Here is a 19,249-nt window from a genome sequence, read left to right as displayed (position 1 = left end):
CGTAGGGTGCCCTGTTCTGGTTTTGATATCGGTACGGGTGCCTGCGTACGCGCGCCGGCATTCTCCAGACCGTTGTCTCGCGATTGGTTTTGTCGCGTGGCGCTGCAATCTGCGTGTGGACCGCGCGCTCGTTCTATCGGTGTGAGGGGCGTGCGGCCCAACAATCCGCCGACACTTGAACCGAAGCATAGACGCGCGCTACCGCCGATTCATGCGGCGTGGCGTATCCCGGTCATTTGCAAATTGGTATATCGCGAGGGGAGGAGAACAACGGTGCCCAGGACGGGCGAGAGGTGCGGCAGCGGGTGTGGCGAGTGGTGCACGAGTGTGCCCCAACTCGCCGGAAAAACAAAGCGCAATCAGAAGAAAGCCTGAATGCCGGTTTGTGCGCGGCCCAGGATCAGCGCGTGGATATCGTGCGTGCCTTCGTACGTGTTCACCACTTCCAGATTCACCACGTGGCGGATCACGCCAAACTCGTCGGAGATGCCGTTGCCGCCCAGCATGTCGCGCGCCACGCGGGCGATATCGAGCGACTTGCCGCACGAGTTGCGCTTCATGATCGACGTGATTTCCACGGCGGCCGTGCCTTCGTCCTTCATGCGGCCCAGGCGCAGGCAGCCTTGCAGGCCGAGCGTGATTTCGGTCTGCATGTCAGCCAGCTTCTTCTGCACCAGTTGGTTGGCGGCCAGCGGGCGACCGAACTGCTTGCGATCGAGCACGTACTGGCGCGCGATGTGCCAGCAAGCTTCTGCAGCGCCCAGCGCGCCCCACGCAATGCCATAGCGCGCCGAGTTCAGGCACGTGAACGGGCCTTTGAGGCCGCGCACGCCCGGCGTCAGGTTCTCTTCCGGTACGAACACTTCGTCCAGCACGATTTCACCGGTGATCGACGTACGTAGACCGACCTTGCCGTGGATGGCAGGTGCCGTCAGACCCTTCCAGCCTTTCTCCAGGATGAAGCCGCGGATTTCGTCCTCGCCGTTGTCGTTCGGCAGCTTGCCCCATACGACAAACACATCGGCGATGGGCGAATTGGTGATCCACATCTTGGCGCCCGACAGCGAGTAGCCGCCGTCGACCTTCTTGGCGCGCGTGATCATCGAGGCCGGGTCGGAGCCGTGGTTCGGCTCGGTCAAGCCAAAGCAGCCGATCCACTCGCCGGTTGCCAGCTTGGGCAGGTACTTTTGCTTTTGCGCTTCGCTGCCGAATTCGTAGATCGGCACCATCACCAGCGACGACTGCACGCTCATCATCGAGCGATAGCCCGAGTCCACCCGTTCGACTTCACGGGCAATCAGGCCGTAGCTGACGTAGTTCAGGCCGGGGCCGCCATACTGCTCGGGAATCGTCGGGCCCAGCAAGCCCAGCTCGCCCATCTCACGAAAGATCGACGCGTCGGTCTTCTCATGCCGGAACGACTCCAGCACGCGCGGCATCAGCTTGTCCTGGCAGTACGACGCGGCGGCGTCGCGCACCATGCGCTCGTCGTCGGTCAGTTGTTGGTCGAGCAGCAGCGGGTCGGCCCAATTGAAGGCATTGCGAGCAGTCACAGCGGTCGTCTCCGAGTCTTCGTTGTTCCGACATACGGAACACAGTTTCGAAATTTAGAGCTATCATAGCGCAACCACCGACGATTTCCAGGGCTTTTTTGCCATGAGCACGACCCGTCTCCCCGATCCCGAATTCGACACGGCGCCCGCCGAGTCGAGCGATCCGAATTTCGTCACGGCGCTCGCGCGCGGGCTGGAACTGCTGCGCGCATTCCGCCCTGGCGACACGCTGCTAGGCAACCAGGAATTCGTCCGGCGCACGGGCTTTCCCAAAGCCACCGTCAGCCGGTTGGCCGGAACGCTGGTGTCGCTCGGCTACCTGCGTTACGACGATGCGCTCGGCAAGTACGGGCTGGACGCCGGTGTCCTGGCGCTCGGGTTTGCGTATCTGGCATCGAGCGACGTGATCCAGCTCGCGCGCCCGCACATGAGCGCGTTTGCACAGCGCTTTGGTGTATCGATTTCGCTGGGCAAGCGAGATCGGCTGGACATGGTGTACCTGGAGACGATCCGTCACGACAGCCCCTCGATGAGCGGGTCGTCGGGGCTGGGCGTGGGCTCGCGGCTGTCGCTGCTGTCGAGTTCGATGGGACGAGCCTATCTGGCTTCGTTGCCCGCAGCGCGGCGTGAGCGCCTGTACGAAGCATTGCGCACACAACAGCCAGCGCAGTGGGCGGCAGAAGGTGCCGCTGCAGATGACGCAGTGAAAGCCGCCATACGCAATGGTTACGCCGTTTCCCTGCGCGACTGGCATCCAGCCATCCACGCGTGTGCGGTGGCGTTTTTCGCGCCGAGCCAGCGCGAGCCTTACGTGGTGAGTTGCAGCGCGCCGTACACGGCCGCCGACGCAGAGCGCATTCGCGACGAGCTGGCCCCTGCGCTGAGAGAGTTTGCGGCAAGGCTCGGCCAAGTGGTCGAGCCAGCCTGAGCTGCGCAGGTCAAAGGTCCGTGCGCAACTTCCAAAGCTCCGGAAACAACACCACATCCAGCATCTTGCGCAGGTAACCGACGCCCTCGGTGCCACCGGTGCCACGCTTGAAGCCAATCACGCGCTCAACCGTGGTCACATGCCGGAAGCGCCATTGCCGGAACGCGTCTTCCAGATCGACGAACTTCTCGGCCAGTTCGTACAGCTCCCAATGGTGCGTCGGGTCCCGGTAGACCTCCAGCCACGCTGCTTCCACCGAAGCGTTGTAGGTGACCGGGCGCGACCAGTCACGCTCGATGCAATCCGCATCGAACGCAAAGCCGTGACGCGCCATGTAACGCACCGCCTCGTCGTACAGCGACGGCGTTTCCAACGCAGTCTTGACCTGCTCGTAATGCTCGGTGCGATGCGCGTGCGGCTTGAGCATCGCCGCGTTCTTGTTGCCGAGAATGAACTCGATCTCGCGGTACTGATACGACTGGAAGCCCGATGATTGCCCCAGGTGCGGACGCATGGCGGAGTACTCCGGCGGCGTCATCGTGGCGAGCACGTTCCACGCCTGCACCAGCTGATCCATGATGCGCGACACGCGCGCCAGCATCTTGAACGCAGGCGGCAGGTTGTCATTGCGCACGCAATCGCGCGCGGCACGCAGCTCGTGCAGCATCAGCTTCATCCACAGCTCGGTCGTCTGATGCTGGACGATGAACAGCATCTCGTTGTGATCGGGCGAGCGCGGGTGCTGCGCGTTCAGGATCTGGTCGAGCGCGAGGTAGTCGCCGTAGCTCATCGATTTCGAGAAATCGAGCTGGGCGTCGTGCCAGCCTTCGCCCTGGGCGGCATGCATGGGGCAGCCCGATGCTGCGGATTGGTTCGGGTTCGACATCTCAGGTCACCAGCGTACGTTCGTTGAATTGGGTCGATTGCCATGCGCTGGTTTCCAGCACATCGCGCAGAATTTCCACCGCATCCCACACATCGGCAAAGCTTGTGTACAGCGGCGTGAAACCGAAGCGCATGATGCGCGGCTCGCGGTAGTCGCCGATCACGCCGCGCGCGATCAGTGCCTGCACCACCGCATAGCCGTTGGGGTGTTCGTAGCTGACGTGGCTGCCGCGGATGGCGTGGTCGCGCGGCGTGACGAGCGTGAGCGGAAAGCCTGCACAGCGCGTTTCCACCAGCGTGATGAAGAGGTCGGTCAGCGCAAGCGATTTGGCGCGCAGGGCGGCCATCGACGTCTGCGCGAAGATGTCGAGCCCGCATTCCACCATCGCCATCGACGTGATCGGCTGCGTGCCGCACAGGAAGCGACCGATGCCGGCGTCAGCGTCATAGCGCGACTCCATCGCAAAGGGCCGAGCATGGCCCCACCAGCCCGACAGCGGCTGCCAGAAGCGCTCGCGCAGTGCCGGTGCCACCCACACGAAGGCGGGCGAACCGGGGCCGCCGTTCAGGTATTTGTAGGTGCAGCCGATGGCGTAATCCGCGCCGCCTGCGTGCAGGTCGACGGGCACGGCACCAGCCGAATGCGCCAGATCCCAGATGGCCAGCGCGCCGTGCTGGTGCGCCAGTGCCGAGACGGCGGCCATGTCGTACATGTGCCCGCTCTTGTAGTTCACGTGTGTGAGCATGGTGACCGCGACGTCGTCGCCGAGCGCCCCTTCCAGTTCTTCCGGCGAGTCGATCAGGCGCAGCTTGTAGCCGTCGCGCAGCAGGTCGGCCAGTCCTTCAGCGATGTACAGGTCGGTCGGGAAATTGTGCGTTTCCGACACGATGATCTTGCGGTCGGGCGCGTCTTCGCGCTGCACGCGAATCGCCGCAGCCAGCACCTTGAATAGGTTGATCGACGTGGTGTCTGTGACGACGACTTCGTCTTCGCGCGCACCGATCAGCGGGGCCAGTTTGTTGCCCAGGCGGCGCGGCAGTTCAAACCAGCCGGCCTGGTTCCAGCTGCGGATGAGGCCATCGCCCCATTCGCTGGCGACGACTTCCTGCGCGCGGGCAAGGGCAGCTTTCGGGCGTGCACCGAGCGAGTTGCCGTCCAGATAGATCACGCCGTCGGGCAGCGCAAAGGCGTCGCGCAGCGAGCCGATCGGATCGGCCGCGTCGCGTTCGAGGCAGGAGTTGCGGGTGATGGTCATGTGAATGCGGGGCGAAAAAAGCGGTTGGTGTTCTGTCGATGTATCGATCAGGGCAGGCTGCGCAGCACGGCGCGCACCGGGCTTGCATCGAGGGTGGCGAACTTGAGGGGCAGGGCGATCAGCTCGTAATCGCCGGCAGGGACGTCGTCGAGCACCAGTCCTTCCAGGATGGCGAGGCCGTGCTTGCCGACGGCATGGTGCGCGTCCATGGTCTTGGAGGTTTGCGGGTCGAGCGAGGCGGTGTCGACGCCGATGAGCTTGACGCCGTGGGCAGCCAGCAGCGCGATGGTTTCGGGCGCGACGGCGGCAAAGTGGTCGTCCCACGCGGTCTGCGGCATGTGTGCGTACGTGCGCAACAGCACGCGCGGCGGAGTATCGGTCAGCGCTTCACGCACGTGTTCCGGCTCGACGCGCGCTACGCCAACGCAGTGGATGACGCGGCATGTGCCAAGGTAAGCGTCCAGCGACACGTGCCCGATGGCAGCGCCGTCGGCGCGGTAGTGCAGCGGTGCATCGGCATGCGCCCCCGTGTGCGGCGAGAGCGTGATGCGTCCGACGTTGACCGGGCAGTCGCCTTCCAACTTCCACGCAATTTCCTGCGAAAACGGCGTGTCGCCGGGCCAGGTGGGCGTGGCGGGCGAAAGCGCGGGGCTGATGTCCCACAAAGTGCGTTCCAAGGCGGCTCCAGGGCAAGAAGATCGGTGAATCCGTGCCGAAATGATAGGGAAATCCACGCGCAATGGGTTTGCATAATCGTGCGTGTTGTTCCGCTGTATTCGCATAAAATGCAACTTATTAAAGAAATCACGCAAATAACGACGACAGATGCAACTCGATACCACCGATCTGCGCATTCTGCAGGTATTGCAGGAAGACGGCCGCATCAGTAACCAGGACCTGGCCGAGCGCGTGGCGCTGTCGCCGTCGGCCTGCCTGCGACGCGTGCGGATGCTGGAAGAGGGCGGCGCCATCACCGGCTATCGGGCGCAACTGGGGCGCGCGGCACTCGGGCTGGAACTGGAAGCCATCGTGCAGGTGTCGATGCGCCAGGACGTGACGGGCTGGCACGAGACCTTCATGGCTGCCGTGCAGAGTTGGCCCGAGATCGTGGCCGCTTACATCATCACCGGGGATTGCAACTACATCCTGCGCGTGCAGGCGCCCAACCTGCAGCACTACTCGGAGTTCATCATCGAGCGGCTGTACAAGACGCCCGGCGTGATGGACATCCGCTCGAATATCGTCCTGCGTACCATCAAGGACCGCGATGGCGGCTTGGCGCTGCTAATGGAAGCGCGTGGCGTGCGCCCGCTGGAGGGCGGGGCGGCGGGCAAGCGCGGGAATGCAAAGTAGACGCTAGCGCCGGAGTTTCTGACGAGAATCAATCCCCTACTGCAAGCATGCGCGGATAGTGGCCCTGTGTTGCCGACCGGAGCGGGCCATGGCCAAGAAGTTTCCGCTGCATCCTGTGCATCCCGAGCGCATCTGCTGGGGCTGCGACAAGTATTGCTCCACCGACGCCCTTGGCTGCGGCAACGGCTCGGGCCGTACGCAGCACCCCGCTGAACTGCTGGGCGACGACTGGTACGAATTCGGGGATTGGGGCATCGAAGCGGAGGCGCCGCAGAAGGCAGCGACTTCCACGTGATGCGGGCGGGGCGTCAGTCGCCGATGTGCGTGAGCGACGAAAACGCGCCGCGATGGAACACCAGCGGCGCGCCATCCGCGTCGATCACGCCGCAGCGCTCGACTTCACCCACGAAGATGACGTGGTCGCCTTCGTCATATCGGCTGCGGTTATGGCACTCGAACCACGCCAGCGATTGCGCGAGAATCGGCAGACCGGTCGGGCTCAGGCGGTAGTCGATATTGGCAAAGCGGTCGCCCTTGAGCGTGGCGAAGCGCTTGCACAGGTCCAACTGCTCGGCCGCCAGGATATTGATGACATAGTGCGAGCCGGCGTGGAACAGCGGAAATGAGTTGGCCTGCGTGCCCAGGCTCCACAGCACCAGCGGCGGGTCCAGCGACACCGAATTGAACGAGCTGGCCGTCACGCCGACAAACGCCGGCGTACCTGGCCGACCTTCCGAGCGCGTGGTGACCACCGTCACCCCAGTAGCAAACTGGGAGAGCGCACGCCGGAAGTGCGCGGCGCCAAAATCGGGCGGGGTGGCGCGGCCATGTGGGCGTCGATGTGACGACGCCTCGCGCGCTGAGGATTCCGGGGCGCGCGCATCCATGGGAATGGCTCCGTGTTGGTCCATGAAAACTACCGAAAGTAATAGTCAATTGTAACGGACGTCCGATAGGCCGCGTCGGGGTAGGGCTTTGCGTGGTTCTTCGATCACATGATGGTGCCTGTGTCAGGATGAGGGTCTTCGGCCGACCAATGGCAGCTCAATCAATTGCAGGAGAACTCGAATGACTGAACAACGCGCCCTTGAAACCGCCGTCCTGGGCGGAGGCTGCTTCTGGTGTCTGGAGGCTGTGTTCCAGCAGGTGCAAGGCGTGCACAGTGTGGTGTCCGGCTACGCCGGCGGCCATGTCGATCACCCAAGTTACCGTGCCGTATGCAACGGCAACACTGGTCACGCTGAAGTCGTAGCGGTGAAATTCGACCCGGCCGTGATCCCATATCGCGAGATTCTCGACATCTTCTTCGCCATTCACGACCCGACCACCGTGGACCGCCAGGGCAACGATGTCGGCCCGCAATACCGTTCAGCCATCTTTGCCCAAACGGCCGGACAACTGGCGACGGCGCGGACGGCCGTTGCCGAACTCGGCGCCAGCGACATCTTTGAAGCGCCCATCGTGACGGAACTGGTGGATGCCGCTGACGGCAAGGTGACCTTCTGGCGCGCGGAAGATGAGCACCAGAATTACTTCCGCGATCACCCGACGCAAGGCTACTGCGCGTTCGTGATCTCGCCCAAGGTGGCGAAGTTCCGCAAGCAGTTCGCGCACCGCCTGCAGGGCTAGGAGAGGGCGCCGAGGCTACGTTGCGTCCGCGGGAAGGCGCGCGGCAATGGCCTCGGCCAGCTTGATGCACGACAACGGGGACGATCCTTCCGCCTTGTTGCTGACCAGGATCGTCACCTTGCGCCCGGCCGCCAGCGCGGCGACTGCCATGTCGGCCAACGTTTCGCGCGAGAACGGGTCTTCATCGACGAGCTTGTTGAACGGTTTGTACGCCGCTTCGGCTTGTGCATAGCGATAGCGGCTGTTCAGGTTCCAGCGCACCACCAGCTGGCCGCCCGCGCCCTCATCCAGCAATGCAACGGCGGCGGCTTGCCGGTCCGCCGCCGGCATCCGCTCATGCAGGCCGACGCAATAACGCACGCCTGCTGCGCGCAGCATCCTGATCAAGCGTGGCGTGAGCAGCGTGGCGTCGCGCAATTCCACCGCGTAGACGGCATCGGGATTGAGTTGTGGATCGAGCGGCGGCAGGGCGGTCAGGAACGCCTCAAGCCGTTCCACAAAGCCGGCGGCATCTTCGGCCAGCGCGCCCAGCGGCGAGAGCTGAAACACCAGCGGCCCGCACCGCATGCCAAGCCCGCGGGTGGCAGGCTCGACAAAATCGCGGATGGCAAATTCAGCATTCAGGAAGGCGGGATTGGCTATGCGGCCGCGCCCGTCCGATTCCCGAATCCACGCATCGCATACGGCGGAAGTTGCCTTGACTGCAAAGCGGAAATCTTCCGGCACGCTGGCCGCATAGGCAACGTAGTCCGCGAGCGGAATCGGTGAATAGAAACCGCGATCAATGCTGACCGTGCGCAGCAGCGGGTGGCGGGCATAAGCCGCCAAGCCTTTGCGCGCGAGCATGGATTCGGAATATTCGCCCCCATACACCAGCCCGTCCCACCCCGGATACGACCACGACGAAGTGCCGATGCGCAGGCCGCGCGGCAGGCGTTGCGCCAGCTCGGCCACTTCGGGTGCGACCGTAGCTGGCAGCACGCCCTGGCGGGTGGGTGAACGTTTGGTTTTCGGAGCGGACTTGCCTGGTTCGGCGGCCACGCCATCGGTGGCTGCGGGTGGCGCGCCGAACAGATCGTCGATGGGGGAGCTGGCGGTCAAATGGTTACGCGTAGATATAGCGGCGCGACCACGGGATCGTCGTCGCCGACTTGCCGCCCTTCTGCAGCACGGTTTGGAAGATCGAGATTTCGTCGGCGTCGAAGGCGTGTGCGCAGCCGGCCAGGTAGACGCGCCAGATGCGGTATTTCTTTTCGCCCACCATCGCGCGGATGGTCTCGCCGTTGGTCTCGAACCGCTCGGCCCAGTGCTCGAGCGTGCGCGCATAGTGGCGGCGCAGGCTTTCAACGTCAAGCGCTTCCAGGCCGCCATCCTGCGCGGCGCTCAGTGCCAGCGAGATGTGCGGCAGCTCGCCTTGCGGAAAGACGTAGCGATCAATGAAATCGCCGCCGCCCATGGAGCTTTCTCCGCCGGCCGTGTCAGAAGACGTGATGCCGTGGTTCATGGCGATGCCGTCGTCGGCCAGCAGATCGTGTATGCGGCGGAAATACACGGGCAGGTTCTTGCGACCGACGTGCTCGAACATGCCGACGCTCGTGATCCGATCGAACTGGCCGGTGAGGTCGCGGTAGTCCTGGATGCGGATCTCGATCTGGTCTTGCAAGCCGGCCGCGCGCACGCGTTCGGTGGCGAGCTCGTATTGGTTTTGCGACAGCGTCACGCCCAGGCAGCGTGCGCCGTACTTCTGCGCGGCGCGCAGCACCAGCGCACCCCAGCCGCAGCCGATATCGAGCAGCGTTTGCCCCGGCTGCAAGCGGATTTTGGTAAGGATATGGTCGATTTTCTTGAGCTGCGCCTCGTCGAGCGTTTCATCGCCGTTTTCGAAGTAGGCGCAGGAGTAGACCATGTTCTGGTCTAGCCACAACTTGTAGAAATCGTTGGAAACGTCGTAGTGGTACTGGATCGATTCCTTGTCGCCCTCCTTCGTATGGGCGAAGTGGCGCACCACGCGGGCCAACGCATTGCCGCTGCTGACCGCCGCCGCTGAAGCGAGGCTGTAGCCAACGTTGATGATGTCGGCCAGCTTGCCGTCCAGGTCGATCTTCTCCTGGACGTAGGCTTCGCCGAGATTGTTGAGGGTCGGGGAAAGCAGCAGCGGCAGGGCGCTCGCTTCGCGCACGGTGAGCGTGACGCGGGGCTGCTCGAAGCGGCCCAGTTCGTATTGGTCACCGTTCCATAACCGCAGCCGTACGGGAAGGTTGGCAGACTCGCGGATGTCCTGGATCCACTGCTCGAGTTTGCGGTCAATCGCCTGTTGGAAAAACATGTCGACGCCTCCCTGATGTGCAGGTGTTCGAGGCGGCCATCGGATTGCAGCCCGAACGGATCACATTAGCTTACGACAAACTTTCCCATTGTGCTGTGCGGGTCTTAGGGGGCGCGTGCCGAGCCAATCCTCCGCAGCAAGCGCCGTGCCGGCATGACGCGACGCGCAATAACGTGTTGCGTCTCCACTCGCCCCGCTACGGGGCGAGGCGGACGATCTTCCAGCTGCCGTCAGCCTGTTTCCGGTACTCCAGCCGGTCGTGCAAGCGCGATGGGCGGCCTTGCCAGAATTCCAGCCGCTCCGGCACCAGACGGTAGCCGCCCCAGTGCGGCGGGCGCGGCGGAGCATCGCCAAAGCGTGCGCGATATTCGGCTTCGCGAGCCTCCAGCGTGGTGCGGTCGGGCACTTCGCTGCTCTGCTCCGACGCCCACGCCCCCAACCGCGAGCCCAGCGGGCGCGAATGGTAATAGGCGTCGCTCTCGGCGTCGCTCACTTTTTCGACAATGCCTTGGACGCGCACTTGCCGCTCCAACCCAATCCAGTGGAACAGCAGCGCAGCGCGCGGGTTTTCGGCCAGTTCCTCGCCCTTGTGGCTGGCGTAATTGGTGAAGAAGGTGAAGCCGCGTTCGTCCAGATTCTTGAGCAGCACGATGCGGGCCGAGGGCTGGCCGTGCGGATCTACGGTGGCGAGCGTCATGGCGTTGACTTCAGCCACCTCCGCCTTCAGGGCCTCGTCGAACCAGCGGCGGAACTGGCGCAAGGGGTTGGCGTCGACGTCGGCGATGTCGAGCGAAGCGCGGGCGTAATCGGTGCGGATATCGGCAATGGAGGTCATGAGCGTGGCGGATGCGGCATGCGAACGGCCCGAGTATAGACAAACGCCGCCCAATGTCCTTTGCTTGCGCGCAAGGGCTGGCACGGTTTGCGCTTGGGGCGGGGTGCTGGCGATCTGTCATGCGCCGCCTATATTGGCTAGTCAAGGGCGTCAGGCTGGCGACGCCTGCCATCTTCCCCACAAAAATTTCAACAGGATGTCGAAATGGCCCCCCGTTCCCATTTTCCTGACACCGCTGCCGGCCTGACGCGACGTCAGTGGCTGCAGGGCACATTGGCGTTGGCTGCGGCCGGGCTGGCGGGCTCGCAGGTATTGCGTGCGGTCGCCCAAGCCCCGACTGAATCGCTCGATGCCTTCATGGCGTTGTCACAGGCGCTGACGGCGCGGCCTGCACTGGACCGCGCCGTTGGCACGCGATTGCTGGCGGCGCTGGGCAAATCCAGTGCCGATTTTGCCGCGCAATTGCGGCCGCTGGCGCAGGCGTTGGCGGCGGGCTCGCTTTCCGATGCGCAGCAGAAGACCGCGCTGCAGATTCTGGAAGCGTGGTACCTGGGTGTGGTCGACGGCAATGTCGTCACGTACGAGCAGGCACTGATGTACAGCGTGGTCTCCGACACGCTGGTCATCCGCACATACTGCCCCAACCAGCCCGGCTTCTGGGCCGAACCCCCTGTCGAGAGGCAAGCCTGATGGCCGATACCCAACAAGCCGATATCGTGGTGGTGGGCTCCGGCGTGGCCGGAGCGTTGGTAGCGTACGAGCTGGCGCGTGCGGGCAAGTCGGTGCTGATGCTCGAAGCCGGCCCGCGCCTGCCGCGCTGGGAGATCGTCGAGCGCTTCCGCAATCAGGCCGACAAGATGGATTTCATGGCGCCGTATCCGTCGACGCCATGGGCACCGCATCCGGAATATGGCCCGCCCAACAACTACCTCGTGCTCAAGGGCGAGCACCAGTTCAACTCGCAGTACATCCGGGCGGTGGGCGGCACGACTTGGCACTGGGCCGCATCGACGTGGCGCTTCTTGCCGAACGACTTCAAGCTGCGCAGTGTGTACGGCATCGCGCGCGACTGGCCGATCCAGTATCAGGATCTTGAGCGCTATTACGGCCTGGCCGAAGAGGCCCTGGGCGTATGGGGCCCGAACGACGAAGATCTGGGCTCGCCGCGCAGCCAGCCGTATCCCATGGCGCCGCTGCCGCTCTCGTTCAATGAGCGCACGATCAAGGATGTGCTCAATGCGCACGACGCAAGCTTCCACGTGGTGACCGAGCCGGTGGCGCGCAACAGCCGCCCGTACGACGGCCGCCCGACCTGCTGCGGCAACAACAACTGCATGCCGATCTGCCCGATCGGCGCGATGTACAACGGCATCGTGCACGTGGAGAAAGCCGAGCAGGCCGGCGCCCGGCTGATCGAGAACGCCGTGGTCTTCAAGCTCGAAGTCGGCGCCAACAAGCGCATCGTGGCCGCGCGTTACAAGGACTCGAAAGGCGCCGAGCACCGCGTGGAAGGCAAGTGGTTCGTGCTGGCCGCCAACGGCATCGAAACGCCCAAGCTGATGCTGATGTCCACCAGCCAGGATTTTCCGAAGGGTGTGGGCAACAGCTCCGACATGGTGGGGCGCAACCTGATGGACCACCCTGGCACCGGCGTGAGTTTCTATGCCGACCGCAAGCTATGGCCGGGGCGCGGGCCACAGGAAATGACCTCGCTGATCGGCTTTCGCGATGGGCCGTTCCGTGCCACGCAGGCTGGCAAGAAACTGCACCTGTCGAACATCTCGCGCATTGAGCAGGAGACGCAGCGCATCTTCAAGGAAGGTAAGCTCATCAAGCCCGCTGAACTGGATGCGCGCATCCGCGACCAGGCCGCGCGCTACGTGCAGTTCGACAGTTTCCACGAGATCCTGCCGCTGCCGGAGAACCGCATCGTGCCCAGCGCGACCGAGGTCGATGCCATCGGTATTCCGCGTCCGGAGATCACGTACCACATTGACGACTACGTCAAACGCAGCGCCGTGCATACGCGCGAGGTTTACGCCACGGCGGCGCAGGTGATGGGCGGCACCAATGTCGAGTTCCACGACGACTTCGCGCCCAACAACCACATCACCGGCGCAACCATCATGGGCGCCGATCCGAAAGACTCCGTGGTCGACAAGGATTGCCGGACGTTCGACCACCCGAACCTGTTCATCAGCAGCAGCTCCACCATGCCGACCGTGGGCACCGTCAACGTGACGCTGACCATCGCGGCACTGGCACTGCGCATTGCTGACCAACTGAAGAAGGAGGCGTGAGATGAAGACGATCGCTTCTTTCTCGCTGCTGTTGCTGACCGGTCTGGTGGTCAATGCCTGGGCCAAGGACACGCCCGCTGACACTGCGCAGATCAAGCGCGGCGAATACCTCGCCATTGCGGCGGACTGCGCGGCCTGCCATACGGCGCCCGGCGGCAAGCCCTTTGCCGGCGGCTTGCCGATGCAGATTCCGATGCTGGGCACCATTTACAGCAGCAACATCACGCCCGATGAAAAGACCGGCATCGGCAAATGGACGTACGAAGAATTCGAGCGTGCCGTACGCAAGGGCGTGGACGACGACGGCAACAACCTGTATCCGGCCATGCCGTATCCGTCGTTCGCGAAGATCAACGATGCGGACATGCGCGATCTCTATGCGTACTTTCGCAACGGCGTGACAGCGGTGCAGAACGATCCGCCACAAAGCACCATTCGCTGGCCGTTGAACATGCGCTGGCCGCTCAAGCTGTGGAACCTCATCTTCCTCAAGAGCGAACCGTACGTTCCGAAGGCCGACAAGTCGCCGACGTGGAATCGCGGTGCGTACCTCACGCAAGGCCTGGCGCACTGCGGGACGTGCCATACACCGCGCGGTTTCGCCATGCAGGAGAAAGCGCTGGACGAGCGCGGCAGCGGCTATCTGGCGGGCTCGACGCTCGCGGGCTGGACGGCGTTCAACATCACGTCGGACCCGACGAGCGGCATCGGCGCGTGGAAGCCTGAACAGCTCGTGCAATACCTGCGCACCGGCAGCGTGCCTGGCGTGGCGCAGGCCGCAGGGCCGATGGGCGAAGCGGTGCAGCACAGTTTTTCGCGGATGACGATGCAGGACGTCGAGTCCATCGCCGAATATCTGCGCACCGTCCCTGCCGTGAGCAACAACCTTGAGCGCGCACGGCAGGATTGGGGCAAGCCTGCCACCGATGTGACCGCGCTGCGCGGCAAGCCCATCGAAACCACGATCGACGCCGCGCGCCTGTACCTGGGCAATTGCGCCACGTGTCACCAGGCCGATGGACGTGGCACGCCCGATGGCTATTACCCGCCGCTGCTGCACAACTCCACGGTCGGCACGCGGGACACGACCAACCTCGTGCAAGTCATGTTGTTCGGCATTGAGCGCAAGGCGGGCGACAGGCATATCGGCATGCCGGCGTTTGGGCGTGACCTGTCCAACGAGCAGCTCGCCGCGCTGACGAACTACGTCACGCGCCAGTTTGGCGATCCGGCCACACCGGCGGTGACTGCCGAGGCCATCGCAAAGCGGCGCTCAGCAAAGTAGCGGGGATGATGCCGGCGGCAGGTCAGCCGCCGGTCGTGAGTGGGTCGCGCGACGCGGGTGCTGCGGGACGCTTCGGTGTAGCAGTCTTGCCCGAGTCCGGCTGCGTCGATTTCAAGTCGCCCTCCGGCGTGCGGCCAGGGTTCTTGCTGTGATACGTCTTGCCCGGCGGTGGCGCGGTCGGGCGCTGGCGCACATCGGCGAGCAGCTTGCCGCAGGCGCTTTCCGGTGCGGGTTTGAGCTCAAGCACCGGCAGTACCGCCGCCACCGGCGCCGTCAACGCCAGGGCCACTGCGCCGCCTGCCCGCAGTGCTACGACGGCCGGGTTGATCGACACATCCGGATGCTTGTATGTGCCCTTCACATACAACGGCGTACGCAGCGAAAACACGCGCAGCCCCTTCGAATCCGGGTGAATGGTGAAGTCCAGGGCCTCCTGCTTGAAGCTCGTCGCGCCGGTCACGTCGATGACAGCATCCTGCGTATCCACCACGAACGTGCGCGCCTGCGCCAGGCCATTGCTCACGGCAAAGTCGCCGGCCGCGCAGTTGATGGTGACCTGCTTGTCGCCGAAAAGCTTGGTCAGGATCACGTTGCCGACGTTCAGCCCCATGGCTTCAAGAATGAACTTGCTGATCGTGCCTTGCTCGACCAAGAGCTTCACCTCGCCGTTCGATGAACCGAGCAGAGCCGCCACCGAATTGCCCGTGGCCGAGAGACGCGCATCGCCGTTGATCTCGCCCACGCTGGCGCGCACCGATTCGATCTTCGGGAACAGCTGCTTGATCTTGAAGTGCCGTGCCGCCAGCGCCGCGCGCGCCTGCATGGGCGTCGCGTGTCCGTCGAGCTGGATGTTGGAGGAAAGCGTGCCGCCCGCAATGCCGAAGTTGAGCGGGTCGAGCGTCAGCACCGCGTCCTGCAGCTTGACGTGCGTGACGAGGTGATTGATCGGCAGATCTGCGGTGTGGACGATGCGCTCACCGGTGAACTTCACGTCGGCATCAATGGCGTTCCAGCGATCGGTACGGAAGGGTTCGACCGGCAGTACCTTGTCGGGGGGCTGGCGTACGGTTTTGCTGTCGCCTGGGTCGGCGCTCGGGTCGGCCCGCTTGGCCTTGCTGGCGTTGGAGTCGGCGCCGATGATTGGCGCGAGGTCGGCAAACAGCAATTGATGTGAGACCAGTTCGCCCGTCAATTGCGGACGCGGTTGGCGCATCGCAAAGGTGAGCGTGCCGCCCAAATCTGAACCACCCACGCGTCCCGTGAATTTTTCGTAGCGCCACGTCGAGCCTTGCCTGCGAAGTTCGCCGATCAGCCGGCCGCGGGTGTCGAACGGCGGCGTATCCGGCAGCACCACGCCGGTCAGCGGATACAACTGCGCCATGCTTGCGCCCGATAGGTGCAGGCGTAAGTCGATGGCCGTCAGGCTCGCGGGGTTGGTCAGCGTGCCTGCCAGGTCAATGCGTGTCTTGCCTACCGTAACGTCGGCCTGCAGCGGGTAGGGCCGTTGTGCATCCTGCAGGCGCAGCACGCCGCCGGCCTTGCCGCTGCCCTTGATGGTGGCGTTGTTGTAGGTGCCCTTGACCGTCCACGCGATGCCGTAAGGCTGCTGCGGATCCGGCACCGTCGGCGTCTGTGCGGCGCTATCGGATGCTGCCGCGCCGGACGCCGTCGGCACCGTGGCGGGCTGGTCCGCATTCTGGATGGCTGTGCCGTTGGCGGCGGTGTATAGCGTCTGGTTGTCGACGGTGTCGATCGTCGCTGTCAGGTGAATGCGCTTGATGTCATCGTCAAGGGCCAGCGAGCCTTTGCTGAAGGCGATCTCGCGCAGGTCCAGTTTCCAGTCCGACGGCTTCTTGTTGTCGCCCTCGCTGCCCGCCAGATCGAAGGTCCAGTTGTTGCGGTTCTGCTTGTCGCGCTCCAGCGCAATGGCGGGCGTGTCCAGCGTCACGCTCGGGATGACGATGCGGTGTGCCAGCAGCGGCAGGGCCTCCAGCACAAACGTGAGCTGATGGATGGTGGCCACGTGCGGCTGCTTCGCCCAGTCCGGATTGCCGACGGTGATGTCGTTGGCAATCAATCGCGGCCAGGGTACGTACGCGCGCCAGCCGGATTCGCCTTGGGGCTTCTTCCACGTGAGCATCAGGTCGCCGTTGATGGCGAAGGGGCGCCCGATGGCTTGCGAGACGCGATCATTCAGATACGGCTTGGCGCGGTTCCAGTCGAACGTCAGCACAAAGATGACCGCCGCTGCCACGATGACGACGGGTGTGATGACCAGTCCGAGGGCGAGTTTGCCGGATGTACGCATCGTCTTCTTGTTGGTATTGGCACCAAAATGCGACCGCGCACGTTGATATATAGTTCGGCGCAACCACGATTCCATTGTGTCATGAGCCAAGTAGCAATCAGCGCGCCAGCGCACCCGCCTATCCTCGATGATGAATACGCGCGCCGGTTTGGCGGTGTTGCCCGGCTGTACGGGCCACAGGCGCTTGAGCGTTTTGCGGCGGCGCACGTGTGCGTGATCGGCATCGGCGGCGTGGGTTCGTGGGTGGCCGAGGCGGTGGCGCGCTGCGGTGTTGGCAAGTTCACCCTGATCGACCTCGATCACATCGCTGTGTCGAACACCAACCGGCAGATTCACGCGCTGGGCGATGCGTATGGCATGGCCAAGGTCGACGCCATGGCCGAGCGCATCCTGCAGATCAATCCGCGCGCCGAGATCAGCCGCATTGATGATTTCGTGACGGTCGAGAACGTCGAGGCATTGCTCGGCCATCCGTTCGATTACGTGATCGACGCCATCGATGCGGTGAAGGTGAAGACGGCCATCATCGCGTTCTGCAAACGTACCGGCAAACGCGTCGTGACGTGCGGCGCCGCGGGTGGGCAACTGGACCCGACACGCATTCGCGTGACGGACCTCTCTCGCACGATTCAAGACCCGCTGCTGGCCAAGGTGCGCGGCAATCTGCGTCGCCAGCACGGCTTTTCGAAGAACCCGAAGTCGCGCTTTGGTATCGACGCAGTCTTCTCGGATGAGCCGCTGCGCTACCCAGAACCTGAACAGCAGGTGTGCGCGGTGGAGTTGCCGGTCGAGTCGAGCCACGCCGGCATCGACGATCTTGCAGCGGCTGGGGATATTGCCGTGGTCAATGCGCCGCCCGCTCCGCAGCCTGCGCAGCAGGGGCCGCAGGGCCTTGCGTGCGCGGGCTTTGGCTCGTCCGTATGCGTGACAGCGGTGTTCGGGATGGTGGCCGCGTCAACGGCGCTGCGCGCGATCGCCGGCGTATGACGGCCTGCTGCCTTAGCGCGGGATGACCTGATCGAGCTTCTCGCGGATGATGTCGGCATACACGCCCGACCATCCGTCTCGCGGCTGGCTATTGGCAAAGACCACAAAACCAGGCATGACCGACACGCCGTATCGATCGGCGGTGTGCTGGTTTTCGTCGAAATCCATGGTGACGAATGTGGCGCGTCCGGCGTAGCTTGATTCCATCTGTTCGAGGCTGGCCACGGCCGATTGGCTCGGGTGGCTCCACTCCGCGGCAAAGCACACCACCACCGGGTTGCGTTGCGAGGCGTCGATCACATCGGATTGAAACGAAGCATCGTTGACGATCTTCATGGGCGCTCCCAGGGTGGAGTGGACGCCCGCGCAACGAAGGCCAGCGGGCAGGGCCACTTTGACTCTAGGCAGCAGACCGCCGGTCGACAACCCGCGTTCAGTCGACGTGCTCGATATTGCGCACGGTGTTGCCCACTTGCGCCAGGTACGTCGTCATCATGCGGTCCATCACGTCGACATGCTGGGCAAACCAGGCGGGCAATTCCGCCACAAGGCGTCGGCCCAAATCCATCTCGCCCGCAGCGGCGCGCTTGCGCACTTCGCGGCACAGCGCCAGCACGTTGTCGTGTTCACCGCGGTGGCAGTGGCGCGGGGGGAAGTCCGCGGCGTCCATCCACGCGTTCTCTTCACCGAAATGGTGCTCGGTATGGTCGATGAAAGCGTCGAGCGCGGGAATGAACTCGGCGTCCGAAGCATCGGCAATGGCATTGAGCAGGGCGCAGAATTCGGCGTGGTTGGCGTCGGTGGCGGCATCTCCGAGCTGGAGCGCCTCCGACCATTCGATCACGGGCATGGCAGGCGGAAGAATTGGATGGGCGAGGCGGTCAGCTTAAGCGACGGCCACCTCGCCACAGTTTGACGTCGGGCAAACGTGTTAGCCGGCGTCCGGTGCGGGATGCTGCTGCAGCACTTCTACCGCCCGTGTGTACAGCGCCGCCGATGGCGCATAGCCACGCCCGATCTGGTACAGCGTGCCGCCTTGCTCGGCCAGCAGGCTGGGAAACCCGGTGATGCCCCAGCGGCGCGACAGGCGGAAGTCTTCGCGCGTTTCGTCGCGTAGCGCGTCCGTGTCGAATACGGCATCGAAGTGTTCCGCCTCCACGCCATTGGTGAGCGCAACGTCGCGCAGCACATCGGCTTGTGTGGTGTCGCGGCCTTGGGCGTAGAAGGCGTGTTGGATGGCATGGAAGACGGTAAGCACGCGTTCGTCGTCCTCGGCCCAGTGCTCGCGCGCCATGACGACGGCGCGGCAGGCGGGTTCGGTGTCGTAGACGAAGTCGTCGCGGCGCATGGCCACTTCGGGCGACTGGTCGAACGGCATGCCGCTGCGTTCGGCCACGGCATGCCAGTGGTGGAGGATTTCTTCGCGCTTGTCTGCGGCCATCGGCTCCCGCTGGCCGGGGCGCAGGCCGCCGGTGATGAGCGTAACTGGAACCGGCGCGCCAAGGGTGTCGGCCAGCCGCTTGCGCAGGTCAGCCAACTGCGGGCCGAAGCCGTAGCACCAAGAACACATTGGATCGGCTACGTAGATCAGTCGCATGGCGGCT

At 64.1% G+C, this 19,249-nt stretch carries 20 protein-coding genes; 8 read left to right on the top strand and 12 right to left on the bottom strand.

Annotated features, from left to right (window positions below):
- Positions 1–359: 359 nt before the first annotated feature.
- On the bottom strand, positions 360–1,553 hold the full coding sequence (locus ACTJK6_RS05275; protein ID WP_440838472.1) for an acyl-CoA dehydrogenase: 1,194 nt from the start codon (positions 1,551–1,553) through the stop codon (positions 360–362).
- 103 nt (positions 1,554–1,656) lie between these two features.
- Here ACTJK6_RS05275 and ACTJK6_RS05270 point away from each other — a divergent pair, with 103 nt between their 5' ends.
- The gene (locus ACTJK6_RS05270; protein ID WP_260802861.1) at positions 1,657–2,481 is read left to right on the top strand and encodes an IclR family transcriptional regulator; all 825 of its coding nucleotides are present in this window, start codon (positions 1,657–1,659) and stop codon (positions 2,479–2,481) included.
- 10 nt (positions 2,482–2,491) lie between these two features.
- On the opposite strand, the gene kynA is transcribed toward ACTJK6_RS05270, so the two are convergent.
- Genes kynA through kynB form a run of 3 tightly spaced genes read right to left on the bottom strand, consistent with a single transcriptional unit; the run spans position 2,492 to position 5,299 of the window.
- Positions 2,492–3,328, bottom strand: a complete 837-nt coding sequence (gene kynA / locus ACTJK6_RS05265; RefSeq protein WP_374220492.1) for a tryptophan 2,3-dioxygenase — start codon at positions 3,326–3,328, stop codon at positions 2,492–2,494.
- 40 nt (positions 3,329–3,368) lie between these two features.
- Positions 3,369–4,622 carry a kynureninase gene (gene kynU, locus ACTJK6_RS05260; RefSeq protein WP_316868578.1) on the bottom strand — a complete coding sequence of 418 codons (1,254 nt, stop codon included), beginning with the start codon at positions 4,620–4,622 and terminating at the stop codon, positions 3,369–3,371.
- A 47-nt stretch (positions 4,623–4,669) separates the two neighbouring features.
- On the bottom strand, positions 4,670–5,299 hold the full coding sequence (gene kynB, locus ACTJK6_RS05255; RefSeq protein ID WP_232042236.1) for an arylformamidase: 630 nt from the start codon (positions 5,297–5,299) through the stop codon (positions 4,670–4,672).
- A gap of 148 nt (positions 5,300–5,447) precedes the next feature.
- Here kynB and ACTJK6_RS05250 point away from each other — a divergent pair, with 148 nt between their 5' ends.
- Positions 5,448–5,975 (top strand): Lrp/AsnC family transcriptional regulator, encoded by a 528-nt coding sequence (locus tag ACTJK6_RS05250; RefSeq protein WP_440838471.1) that lies wholly within the window; start codon positions 5,448–5,450, stop codon positions 5,973–5,975.
- An 88-nt stretch (positions 5,976–6,063) separates the two neighbouring features.
- Positions 6,064–6,270, top strand: coding sequence for a DUF3079 domain-containing protein (locus ACTJK6_RS05245; RefSeq protein ID WP_024976333.1), 207 nt, complete (start codon positions 6,064–6,066; stop codon positions 6,268–6,270).
- Positions 6,271–6,283: 13 nt separating this feature from the next.
- On the opposite strand, the gene ACTJK6_RS05240 is transcribed toward ACTJK6_RS05245, so the two are convergent.
- Complete coding sequence (locus ACTJK6_RS05240) at positions 6,284–6,862, bottom strand: flavin reductase family protein (RefSeq protein WP_260803126.1); 579 nt, start codon at positions 6,860–6,862, stop codon at positions 6,284–6,286.
- Positions 6,863–7,043: 181 nt separating this feature from the next.
- On the opposite strand from ACTJK6_RS05240, the gene msrA reads away from it, so the two are divergent.
- Entirely contained in the window at positions 7,044–7,604 is a 561-nt protein-coding gene (msrA, locus tag ACTJK6_RS05235; protein WP_440838470.1) for a peptide-methionine (S)-S-oxide reductase MsrA, read from the top strand.
- 15 nt (positions 7,605–7,619) lie between these two features.
- Here msrA and ACTJK6_RS05230 read toward each other — a convergent pair whose 3' ends face one another.
- The 3 genes from ACTJK6_RS05230 to pdxH form a co-directional block, all read right to left on the bottom strand.
- Positions 7,620–8,705: a DUF72 domain-containing protein gene (locus tag ACTJK6_RS05230; RefSeq protein WP_440838469.1), complete on the bottom strand. Its 1,086-nt coding sequence runs from the start codon at positions 8,703–8,705 to the stop codon at positions 7,620–7,622.
- 4 nt (positions 8,706–8,709) lie between these two features.
- Entirely contained in the window at positions 8,710–9,930 is a 1,221-nt protein-coding gene (locus tag ACTJK6_RS05225) for a class I SAM-dependent methyltransferase (RefSeq protein WP_440838468.1), read from the bottom strand.
- A gap of 196 nt (positions 9,931–10,126) precedes the next feature.
- Positions 10,127–10,765, bottom strand: a complete 639-nt coding sequence (pdxH, locus tag ACTJK6_RS05220) for a pyridoxamine 5'-phosphate oxidase (protein WP_232042241.1) — start codon at positions 10,763–10,765, stop codon at positions 10,127–10,129.
- A gap of 204 nt (positions 10,766–10,969) precedes the next feature.
- Here pdxH and ACTJK6_RS05215 point away from each other — a divergent pair, with 204 nt between their 5' ends.
- Genes ACTJK6_RS05215 through ACTJK6_RS05205 form a run of 3 tightly spaced genes read left to right on the top strand, consistent with a single transcriptional unit; the run spans position 10,970 to position 14,350 of the window.
- Complete coding sequence (locus ACTJK6_RS05215) at positions 10,970–11,455, top strand: sugar dehydrogenase complex small subunit (RefSeq protein WP_316658301.1); 486 nt, start codon at positions 10,970–10,972, stop codon at positions 11,453–11,455.
- On the top strand, positions 11,455–13,065 hold the full coding sequence (locus tag ACTJK6_RS05210; protein ID WP_322016313.1) for a GMC family oxidoreductase: 1,611 nt from the start codon (positions 11,455–11,457) through the stop codon (positions 13,063–13,065). The genes ACTJK6_RS05215 and ACTJK6_RS05210 overlap by 1 nt, the downstream gene beginning before the upstream one ends.
- A 1-nt stretch (position 13,066) precedes the next feature.
- Complete coding sequence (locus tag ACTJK6_RS05205; RefSeq protein WP_322016314.1) at positions 13,067–14,350, top strand: cytochrome c; 1,284 nt, start codon at positions 13,067–13,069, stop codon at positions 14,348–14,350.
- A 22-nt stretch (positions 14,351–14,372) separates the two neighbouring features.
- Here ACTJK6_RS05205 and ACTJK6_RS05200 read toward each other — a convergent pair whose 3' ends face one another.
- Positions 14,373–16,658, bottom strand: a complete 2,286-nt coding sequence (locus ACTJK6_RS05200) for an AsmA family protein (RefSeq protein WP_440816499.1) — start codon at positions 16,656–16,658, stop codon at positions 14,373–14,375.
- An 81-nt stretch (positions 16,659–16,739) separates the two neighbouring features.
- Here ACTJK6_RS05200 and tcdA point away from each other — a divergent pair, with 81 nt between their 5' ends.
- A complete protein-coding gene (gene tcdA, locus ACTJK6_RS05195; RefSeq protein WP_440838467.1) occupies positions 16,740–17,645 on the top strand; it encodes a tRNA cyclic N6-threonylcarbamoyladenosine(37) synthase TcdA in 906 nt (301 codons plus the stop codon).
- Positions 17,646–17,657: 12 nt separating this feature from the next.
- Here the strand turns inward: tcdA and ACTJK6_RS05190 are convergent, their stop codons facing one another.
- From ACTJK6_RS05190 to ACTJK6_RS05180, 3 genes are all read right to left on the bottom strand, one after another.
- The gene (locus ACTJK6_RS05190) at positions 17,658–17,981 is read right to left on the bottom strand and encodes a thioredoxin family protein (RefSeq protein WP_260802849.1); all 324 of its coding nucleotides are present in this window, start codon (positions 17,979–17,981) and stop codon (positions 17,658–17,660) included.
- Between the two features lie 97 nt (positions 17,982–18,078).
- On the bottom strand, positions 18,079–18,495 hold the full coding sequence (locus ACTJK6_RS05185) for a bacteriohemerythrin (RefSeq protein WP_232042248.1): 417 nt from the start codon (positions 18,493–18,495) through the stop codon (positions 18,079–18,081).
- An 81-nt stretch (positions 18,496–18,576) separates the two neighbouring features.
- Complete coding sequence (locus ACTJK6_RS05180) at positions 18,577–19,242, bottom strand: DsbA family protein (RefSeq protein ID WP_440838466.1); 666 nt, start codon at positions 19,240–19,242, stop codon at positions 18,577–18,579.
- Between the last annotated feature and the right edge of the window lie 7 nt (positions 19,243–19,249).

The organism is Ralstonia sp. 22086, assembly GCF_052045975.1.
GTDB classification, from domain to species: Bacteria; Pseudomonadota; Gammaproteobacteria; order Burkholderiales; family Burkholderiaceae; genus Ralstonia; species Ralstonia wenshanensis.
This window is presented reverse-complemented; position numbering and strand designations above follow the sequence as displayed.

Bases quoted from the DNA above. Each gene is read 5' to 3' on its own strand.
- ACTJK6_RS05270 (WP_260802861.1), top strand. From the start codon at position 1,657: ATGAGCACGACCCGTCTCCCCGATCCCGAATTCGACACGGCGCCCGCC.
- kynA (WP_374220492.1), bottom strand. From the start codon at position 3,328: ATGCATGCCGCCCAGGGCGAAGGCTGGCACGACGCCCAGCTCGATTTC.
- kynU (WP_316868578.1), bottom strand. From the start codon at position 4,622: ATGACCATCACCCGCAACTCCTGCCTCGAACGCGACGCGGCCGATCCG.
- ACTJK6_RS05250 (WP_440838471.1), top strand. From the start codon at position 5,448: ATGCAACTCGATACCACCGATCTGCGCATTCTGCAGGTATTGCAGGAA.
- ACTJK6_RS05245 (WP_024976333.1), top strand. From the start codon at position 6,064: ATGGCCAAGAAGTTTCCGCTGCATCCTGTGCATCCCGAGCGCATCTGC.
- ACTJK6_RS05240 (WP_260803126.1), bottom strand. From the start codon at position 6,862: ATGGATGCGCGCGCCCCGGAATCCTCAGCGCGCGAGGCGTCGTCACAT.
- msrA (WP_440838470.1), top strand. From the start codon at position 7,044: ATGACTGAACAACGCGCCCTTGAAACCGCCGTCCTGGGCGGAGGCTGC.
- ACTJK6_RS05225 (WP_440838468.1), bottom strand. From the start codon at position 9,930: ATGTTTTTCCAACAGGCGATTGACCGCAAACTCGAGCAGTGGATCCAG.
- pdxH (WP_232042241.1), bottom strand. From the start codon at position 10,765: ATGACCTCCATTGCCGATATCCGCACCGATTACGCCCGCGCTTCGCTC.
- ACTJK6_RS05215 (WP_316658301.1), top strand. From the start codon at position 10,970: ATGGCCCCCCGTTCCCATTTTCCTGACACCGCTGCCGGCCTGACGCGA.
- ACTJK6_RS05210 (WP_322016313.1), top strand. From the start codon at position 11,455: ATGGCCGATACCCAACAAGCCGATATCGTGGTGGTGGGCTCCGGCGTG.
- ACTJK6_RS05205 (WP_322016314.1), top strand. From the start codon at position 13,067: ATGAAGACGATCGCTTCTTTCTCGCTGCTGTTGCTGACCGGTCTGGTG.
- ACTJK6_RS05200 (WP_440816499.1), bottom strand. From the start codon at position 16,658: ATGCGTACATCCGGCAAACTCGCCCTCGGACTGGTCATCACACCCGTC.
- tcdA (WP_440838467.1), top strand. From the start codon at position 16,740: ATGAGCCAAGTAGCAATCAGCGCGCCAGCGCACCCGCCTATCCTCGAT.
- ACTJK6_RS05190 (WP_260802849.1), bottom strand. From the start codon at position 17,981: ATGAAGATCGTCAACGATGCTTCGTTTCAATCCGATGTGATCGACGCC.
- ACTJK6_RS05185 (WP_232042248.1), bottom strand. From the start codon at position 18,495: ATGCCCGTGATCGAATGGTCGGAGGCGCTCCAGCTCGGAGATGCCGCC.
- ACTJK6_RS05180 (WP_440838466.1), bottom strand. From the start codon at position 19,242: ATGCGACTGATCTACGTAGCCGATCCAATGTGTTCTTGGTGCTACGGC.